10 protein-coding genes are annotated in these 7,715 nt (G+C 63.9%); all 10 read left to right on the top strand.

Annotated elements, in window-relative coordinates; translation table 11 throughout:
- On the top strand, nucleotides 1–1,455 hold a 1,455-nt coding region (locus tag OES25_17030), incomplete at its 5' end, for a VCBS repeat-containing protein (protein ID MDH3629342.1).
- Nucleotides 1,456–1,473: 18 nt separating this feature from the next.
- Complete coding sequence (locus OES25_17025) at nucleotides 1,474–2,550, top strand: ASPIC/UnbV domain-containing protein (protein ID MDH3629341.1); 1,077 nt, start codon at nucleotides 1,474–1,476, stop codon at nucleotides 2,548–2,550.
- A 12-nt stretch (nucleotides 2,551–2,562) separates the two neighbouring features.
- The gene (locus OES25_17020) at nucleotides 2,563–2,808 is read left to right on the top strand and encodes a hypothetical protein (protein MDH3629340.1); all 246 of its coding nucleotides are present in this window, start codon (nucleotides 2,563–2,565) and stop codon (nucleotides 2,806–2,808) included.
- Nucleotides 2,809–2,813: 5 nt separating this feature from the next.
- A complete protein-coding gene (locus OES25_17015; GenBank protein ID MDH3629339.1) occupies nucleotides 2,814–3,629 on the top strand; it encodes an ankyrin repeat domain-containing protein in 816 nt (271 codons plus the stop codon).
- Complete coding sequence (arsN2, locus tag OES25_17010) at nucleotides 3,626–4,075, top strand: arsenic resistance N-acetyltransferase ArsN2 (GenBank protein MDH3629338.1); 450 nt, start codon at nucleotides 3,626–3,628, stop codon at nucleotides 4,073–4,075. Before OES25_17015 ends, arsN2 begins: the two co-directional genes overlap by 4 nt.
- 35 nt (nucleotides 4,076–4,110) lie before the next feature.
- Entirely contained in the window at nucleotides 4,111–4,818 is a 708-nt protein-coding gene (locus tag OES25_17005; protein ID MDH3629337.1) for a zinc metallopeptidase, read from the top strand.
- 67 nt (nucleotides 4,819–4,885) lie between these two features.
- Nucleotides 4,886–5,305, top strand: coding sequence for a hypothetical protein (locus OES25_17000; GenBank protein MDH3629336.1), 420 nt, complete (start codon nucleotides 4,886–4,888; stop codon nucleotides 5,303–5,305).
- Nucleotides 5,306–5,321: 16 nt separating this feature from the next.
- The gene (locus OES25_16995) at nucleotides 5,322–6,230 is read left to right on the top strand and encodes a hypothetical protein (GenBank protein ID MDH3629335.1); all 909 of its coding nucleotides are present in this window, start codon (nucleotides 5,322–5,324) and stop codon (nucleotides 6,228–6,230) included.
- Nucleotides 6,227–6,844, top strand: coding sequence for a DNA-3-methyladenine glycosylase 2 family protein (locus OES25_16990; protein MDH3629334.1), 618 nt, complete (start codon nucleotides 6,227–6,229; stop codon nucleotides 6,842–6,844). The genes OES25_16995 and OES25_16990 overlap by 4 nt, the downstream gene beginning before the upstream one ends.
- A gap of 52 nt (nucleotides 6,845–6,896) precedes the next feature.
- On the top strand, nucleotides 6,897–7,715 hold an 819-nt coding region (locus tag OES25_16985), incomplete at its 3' end, for a hypothetical protein (GenBank protein ID MDH3629333.1).

The raw sequence follows: 7,715 nt of genomic DNA, 5'->3' as shown, positions 1-7,715 counted from the left end.
GACGGACCGACGTTGCCGACAGACGTCGCCGAGGCGCACACGGTCGCACGCTGGATCGACGAGCGACATTGGGAGCTGGCGACGGAGACCGCCACACAACAGACCCACGAGGCGTTCCTCGAAGGCTTCGCCGGGCTCACCGCACGCTTCCAGCAGCTCGAGGACGTGCGTTTCAAGGTCAGTTCCAGCGAACTGGACGACGCGACCCAGGCGGGAACCGCCAACATCAAGTTCTTCATCGTCGGACGCAACGAGGACGGTCATCGCGAGCGAGTCGACGGCAAGCTTCACGCGAAGCTCCGACGGGCGACAGCCGAAGATCGATGGCAGTTCACCGGATTCGAACTCTACAAGCTGGGTGCACTCCAGAGTCGGGTCGATCTGTTCGACGAGATCGCGCTGACCGCCGGCGTCGCGACTCGCTTCCCGCCCTTCGGCGAGGGGAAGAACCAGGGCTTCGTCTATCACGGCGTGGCAACGGCCGACGTCAACCTGGACGGGCTGTTGGATGTGGCCACTTCCGGTGTCGAGCGAAATCGACTCTTCATTAATAGGGGTGACGGGACCTTCGACGACCTCAGCGACGAGTCGCTGATCGGCTATGCGCCGGTCGGGGCCGGAGCTCTGTTTCTGGACTTCGATAACGACGGCGACTCCGACCTCTTCATGGCCGCGGTGGGACGTCAGATCCTCTTCGAGAATCGATTCATCCCCGACGGCAAGGTCCGCTTCCTGGATATCTCGGAGCAGGCGAGAGTCGATCGCGATGCGGTGGGCTTCAGCGCCGTCGCCGCCGACGTCAACTCCGACGGCTATCCGGACATCTACGTCGCCAGCTACAACCGTTATGGCACCGTCATGCCCAACTCCTGGGTCCAGGCCACCAACGGCACGCCGAACCTGTTGTTGATCAACCAGCAGGATGGGACCTTCGCCGAGGAATCCGTCGCCTGGGGCGTCGCGGACGATCGTTGGAGTTATGCCGCCGGATTCGTCGACATCGACGAGGACGGCGACCAGGATCTCTACGTCACCAACGATTTCGGCCGCAACGGCATGTTCCGCAACGAGGGCGATCGCTTCGTCGATGTGGCGGAAGAGATGGGTGTGGTCGACCCCGGCTTCGGCATGGGTGTCTCGTTCGGCGACTATGACAACGACGGCGATCTCGATCTACACGTCACCAACATGTCCTCCACGGCGGGCAAGCGGATTCTGAGTCGGCTTTACCCCGAGGAACATGAGATCCGCGTTCAGCTGACCAAGCAGGCGATCGGCAACAGCCTCTACCGCAACGACGGCGAGGGCCACTTCGAAGACGTCACCGACGAACTGGGTGGCCTGGCCGGTGGCTGGGCCTTCGGCGGTGGTTTCGTCGACTTCGACAATGACGGCCGGGAGGACGTCTACTCGCCCAACGGGTTCATCTCGGGCAAGTCCATGAAGGACACGTGAAGCCTCTTCTGGCGCCACGTGGTGGCTGCCGCGGAACGGGTCGAGGACGCGGGTAACGCCGAGTACCACGACGGTCATATGGGAACCATCTTCAAGAAGGGGTTTTCGTTCAGCGGTTACGAGCGTGACATGTTGAAGTGGAACCTCGGCGATCGGTTCCTCGACATCTCCGGAGTCTCCGGCGTCGATTCCATCTCCGATGGTCGCGGCACCTGCTTCGCCGACTTCGACAACGATGGGGACACCGACGTTTTCCTGACGGCCGAGCAGGGCGAGGCGCATTTCCTCTTCCGCAACAACGTCGGCAACCAGCAGCACTACCTGCGAGTGGAGCTTGTCGGCGACGCCTCGGGTAAAGACGCGTTCGGAACGGTCGTCCGTATGCAAAGCAAGGTCGGCCAACAGACCAAGCTGAAGTCCGGTGGCAGCGGTTACCTGTCCCAGAGCGACCAGCGGCTGCTGTTCGGTCTGGGAGAGTCGGCCCACGCCCGTAGTGTCGAGGTTGTCTGGCCCGATGGACAGGTCCAGACCCTGGGCGACATCGCCGCGAATCAGACGATCCGCGTGACCGAGGGTCGGGATGGCTTCGAGGTTACCGATTTGCCGTCCTTCAACCTCGTCGATCCGCCGACCGCCGAGCAACGAGCACTGGCCAGTCTGGGCTTCCGGCTCCAGGAGCGTTTCCCCGATCTGGCCCTGGCGGACCTGGATGGCAACGCCGCCACACTCGATGGTCTCGTGCGCCCCGGTCGCAAGCTGCTGGTCAACCTGTGGGCCACCTGGTGTGTCCCCTGCTCGAAGGAGATTCCGGAACTGCAGAAACTGTCCGGCCGCCTGGGTCAGAGCGGTGTCGATCTGGTGGGGATCAGCGTCGACTCGCCGGAGACTGTCGGACAGGTCCCCGGGTACATCGCTTCTCGCAGCGTCGACTACCCGATTTTCACCACCGATGTGGCCGGTCTCGACCAACTCTTCCCGTTGGGTGAATTGACGGTTCCCATGACGGTGCTCCTGGATGAGAATGGGCGGGTACTCCGGGTGTTCCGCGGCTGGTCTCACAAAACGGAGACCGAGGTCCTGGCACTCACAAATTAGTTTGGGGGCCCCGTGTCAAAGCTCTCCACGCTGACAACGTTTCTGGATCGTCTCGACGAGGCCGATCTCCATTACACCCTCTCCTCCGTTCGCGAGGGTGCGTTGCTGGTGGCGGTCACCGCCCCGGAAGAACGATGGGAGATCGAGTTCCAGTCCGACGGCGATGTCGAGATCGAACTCTTCAAGAGTAACGGCGAAATTCACGACCATTCCATGATCGACGATCTCTTCAAGCGTCACGGCGGCAAGCAGCGGTAGCGGACATGGCGACCCTGCATGGCATGCTGGACGAAGACTACGGTGTCGATGGCGCCGAGCGACTCCGCGACCTCCTGAAGCGCGAAACGGACCTGGGGCGAACCTGGGGTGCCCTCGAAGAGACGGCGTTGCACGTGGCCACTCGTCGACGACGCCTGGACGCGGTTGAGATCCTCCTGGAGGCCGGTGCAGACATCGAGGTCAGGAACGCGGGGCACAAGACCTGTTACGCCCATGCGATCCGTCGTGGCTTCACGGAGATCGCCGATCGACTCCGGGAGCGCGGGGCGTCTACGGATCTCGATGACGCTGACCGACTGGCCGTCGCCGTCGTCGACGGAAAGTACGACGACGCCCGGACACTCCTGCAGCAACAACCCGGCCTGGCGCGTACGGGAAACCCCGAAGAGGATCGCCTCCTGGCCGATATCGCCGGTCGCTTCGAGACCGAACCGGTTCGCCTGCTCCTGGATGCCGGTGCCGACTTGACCGCGCCGGGGCTGGATCATGGGACTCCCCTGCATCAGGCCGCGTGGTTCGGTCAGCCGGAAAACGCGCGACTGCTGATTGACGCCGGGGCGCCGCTGGATCTGTTCGACGCGACCCACGCCAGCTCTCCGGTGGGCTGGGCGGTCCACGGCTCTCGCTACTCCGGTGGCGCCAAGGAGCGGGAGTCGGTCTACGTCGAGTTGGTGCGGATGCTTCTCAGGGCGGGATCCCGTCTGCACTATCCCGACGATCCGCAGGGCGACGCCTATCGACGACGCCTCCTGACCGACGCCAGCCCCGCCGTGCGGGACGTGCTGCGCACGGCGCGATGACCGCGATCCGTCCGGCGCTCGCGGGCGATCTTCCGGCGATTCACGAACTTCTGCAGGAGGCCTCCCTGACGACCGTCGGTGTGGAACGGCATCTGCCGTCGTTCCTGGTCGCGGAAGCCGACCAACGCCTTCTGGCCGTGGCCGGCCTCGAGATCCATGGCAGCGTGGCGCTGATCCGCTCGATTGCAGTCCGCGAGGAGCTCCGAAGGACCGGCCTCGGTCGACGCCTCTTCACGGCGCTCGTCGCACACGCCCGCGCTCGCGACGTCCAGACCTGTTACCTGCTGACCGAGACGGCGCCGGGTTTCTTCAAGAAACTCGGCTTCGACGTCATCACCAGAGACGATGCCCCAGACGAGATACGGCGAACCGACGAGTTTTCCTCGCTCTGCTCGCCGTCTGCGATCCTGTTGAAGTTGTCGATTGGCGACAACGAGATAGAATAGAGGCGTTCCCTTTTCCGTTTCCGACGAGGCCTTCGATGATTTTTGACCCGATCTATTGGCTAGTCATCGGCGCCGGCATGCTCCTCAGTCTCTGGGCCCAGGCCCGAGTCAAGGGCGCCTTCAAGAAGTACTCCCGCATCGGCACGTCTTCGCGACTGACCGGGGCGCAGATCGCGCAGAAGATCCTGGAGCGAAACGGCATCCACGACGTCACCGTCGAGTCGGTCCGCGGGTCGCTGTCGGATCATTACGACCCCAGGTCCAAGACGCTGCGTCTCAGCGAGCCCGTCTACGGAAGCAGCAGCATGGCCGCGTTCGGCATCGCCGCCCACGAGGTCGGGCATGCGATCCAACATTCCCGCGGATACGCACCTCTCGGCTTTCGATCCCGCTGGGTTCCGGTTGCGAGTCTCGGCAGCAAGTTGTCGATGTTCGTCATCATCGGCGCATTCTTTCTCGGTGGGGTGGGGACACCCATGGGCTATACGGTATCCATGGTGGGCATCTTGCTGTTCTCCACGACGACGGTCTTCACGTTGATCACGCTGCCGGTCGAGTTTGACGCCAGCAAGCGGGCGCTGGTGGCGTTGGACGACGGTGGGTTTGTGAATGAAGTTGAGTTGGCCGGGGCGAAGAAAGTGCTGGACGCCGCGGCCATGACCTACGTCGCAGCGTTCGTCACGTCGCTGTTGACGTTACTCTACTGGGCGTCAAGGCTTGGAATCTTTGGAGGACGTCGCTAACAGAACGACCCGAGGAATGGGGTATACTCGGTGTGGCAAGTCGATCCACGACGATGGGGCATGGGGCATGCCAATTAGTTACCACATCCACACCGATCGTAACCTCGTGGTTACCCGGTATCGCGGCGTTGTTTCCGACACCGAGTTCGTCAACGCCTATCGCGAAATCTACAACAGCCCATCTGCACGTCCGGGCCTCAAGGAACTCGTCGACCTACGGGACGTCACCAGTGTGCAGACCGGCGCGCGGGCGATGCGCGAGGTGACCTCGATGGTGCACGCGTTCCACGGCGACGCGGTGGAATTGATGCGAACTGCGGTCCTCGCGTCGACGGATCTGGAGTACGGCCTCAGCCGGATGTATCAGGCCATCGCGTCCGAGACACCGGAACAGGTCGAGGTCTTCCGGATCGCCGAGGAGGCGCTGGACTGGCTGGGCGAAGGCGATTCGGATCTGGAAGACCTGCACGGCGACGGATCGGACTGAAGTCGGAGAGTTCGATTTGCGACGCTGTGCTTTCCTGACGTTGTCCGACCCGTCCGATTTCTTCATCGACGACGAGCATGCCTATGCGCCGCTGAGCGCGCTCGGTTGGGACGTCGACGCGGTGCCATGGGACCGGGCCGACATCAACTGGGACATGTACGACGCCGTGGTGATCCGATCTCCCTGGGACTACCAGAATCGCCCGGAAGATTTCGTGGCGGTGTTGGAACGGATTGAAGCTTCCGATACCCATCTCTACAACGACGTAGAGATCGTTCTCTGGAATCTACAGAAGACCTACCTGCGAGAGCTGGCCGAATGGGGCGTACCGATCGTCCCGACGGTCTGGCAAGATCGACTCCCGGCCGGCGGCCTGCGCGAGCTGTTCGACGCGGTCGAGACACAGGTCGATGGCGCCGACGACATCGACGAGATCGTCGTGAAACCGGTGATCAGCGCCAATGCCGACGGCGCCTTCCGCCTCACCCGCGACCCGTCGGGCGATCGGCTGCAAGAGCTGGAGGCCTATTACGGGAACCGGGCGTTGATGGCGCAGCCGTTCGTACCGTCCGTGATCGAGGAAGGCGAGTTCTCGTTGTTCTACTTCGAGGATCGTCACTGCCACTCCATCCTCAAGACACCGAAGAGGAACGACTTCCGGGTGCAGGAGGAACACGGCGGGCAGATCACGGCAGTGGAAGCCGATGAGCAACTCATCGCGGTCGGCGCCGTCACGATGGCGGCCCTGGATCGCACGCTGCTCTATGCGCGGGCGGACTTCGTCCGTTGCCCGCAGGAGGCGGGCTACTGGCTGATGGAGTTCGAGCTGATCGAGCCGGCCCTCTATCTGCGAATGGACCCCGACGCTCCGACACGATTCGCGACGGCCCTGGACGAACGAGTCGCCCGCGACGACAAACGTTGAAGCGACTGGACGGGGCCGGGATCGCTGCGGCTGCGCGACGGCTGGCCTCCATCGACGACGGACTGGCGACCCTGCTCCGCGAAGACGGTGTGCCCCCGTTGTGGGGACGTGCCCCGAGCTACGCGACACTGGTACGGATCATCCTCGAGCAACAGGTCTCGTTGGCCTCTGCCCGCTCTGTCTATCGTCGGCTGCAGCAGGCCCACGGGCCGCTGACACCGTCGAAGATCCGCGCGAGCGGCGCCGACGGCCTGCGTGGCTGTGGCGTGACCCGCCAGAAGGCCCGCTACATGGGGCTGATCGCCGAGGAGATCGACTCGGGGCGTCTCGACCTGACCGGGCTGTCACGGTTGGATGACGACGCCGTGCGGCGGACCCTGACGGCGATCACCGGGATCGGCCCCTGGACCGCCGAGTGCTACCTGCTGGTGGCGCTCAAGCGGCCCGATGTCTGGCCCGCCGGAGACATCGCGTTGCAGGAGGCCGTCCGGGTACTCCGCGGCTTGAAAAAGCGCCCGGATCTCGACCGTCTGACCGACCTGGCAGACGATTGGCGGCCCCATCGGGCGACCGCCGCCCGCATGCTCTGGCAGCGCTACCTGAAGGGCCGCTAGGCGCCTCCCGCGGCCTTGCCTTCCCACACGGTGGCGACCCTATATTCTCAGGGTGACACACGATGCCACAGTGTCGGGAAACCCGACGCGCCGGGTCCGCGTTTCCGTGGCCATCGGCCTCGCTGTCGTCCTGCTGGCCGCGATCTGGTTCATGGCCCGCAACGCCGACAACGCCGACCGCGTCCTTCAGGTCGAAGTCTCCTGCCGAGGAGAACAGTGCCGGGGTTCGGTCAACGGCGGCGACCCACTGACCTTCAGCGTCTCCGGCGGCCCCGACGGCGACCGTGTTGGACTCTACGCCTTCGAGGACTCGGAGGCTGCGCCGGATCCGTTCTTCCGTCATCTGGAACTCAAGGATGCCAAGCGCACAATCCTGCGTCGGGATCTGACCCGACGATCGGAGATCCGCCAGTTCGAACACGACGCAGGTTGGAGTGTCCGGCCGGGTCGCGGCCTTACCCATCGAGGGCCCAACCGCAAGTCCTCGGTGGCGCTGCTCGGTCAGGCCGTCCCGACCGATTTCGACATGACGTTTCAGTTCGAGGACACCGTCGACGCGGGCATCATGTTCCGCGCTCGCGATACCGACAACGGATGGCTGTTCATCGTCAGACCGCCGTACAACGACGCCTTCTTCTGCGCGATGCGTGACGGCAAGCCGGGTCGTGTCGAGGCGATCATGCCGTTGCGTACGATGACGACCGCGCGAGAAGGGCTGCGTCTTGCGGGTCTGGTGGCGGAGATCGTCCTGGTCGGTGGCCTGCTGTTGCTGATCTTCCGATTCCTGGCCCAGGTGTTTCCGACGACCCTTCCCCTCTCGCCCATCGCGCTGCGTTGGATCGCAAAGCCCAACGCCCCGCGGGCGCCACCG

The organism is Acidobacteriota bacterium, from assembly GCA_029861955.1.
In the GTDB taxonomy this organism is placed as follows: domain Bacteria; phylum Acidobacteriota; class Polarisedimenticolia; order Polarisedimenticolales; family Polarisedimenticolaceae; genus JAOTYK01.
This window is presented reverse-complemented; position numbering and strand designations above follow the sequence as displayed.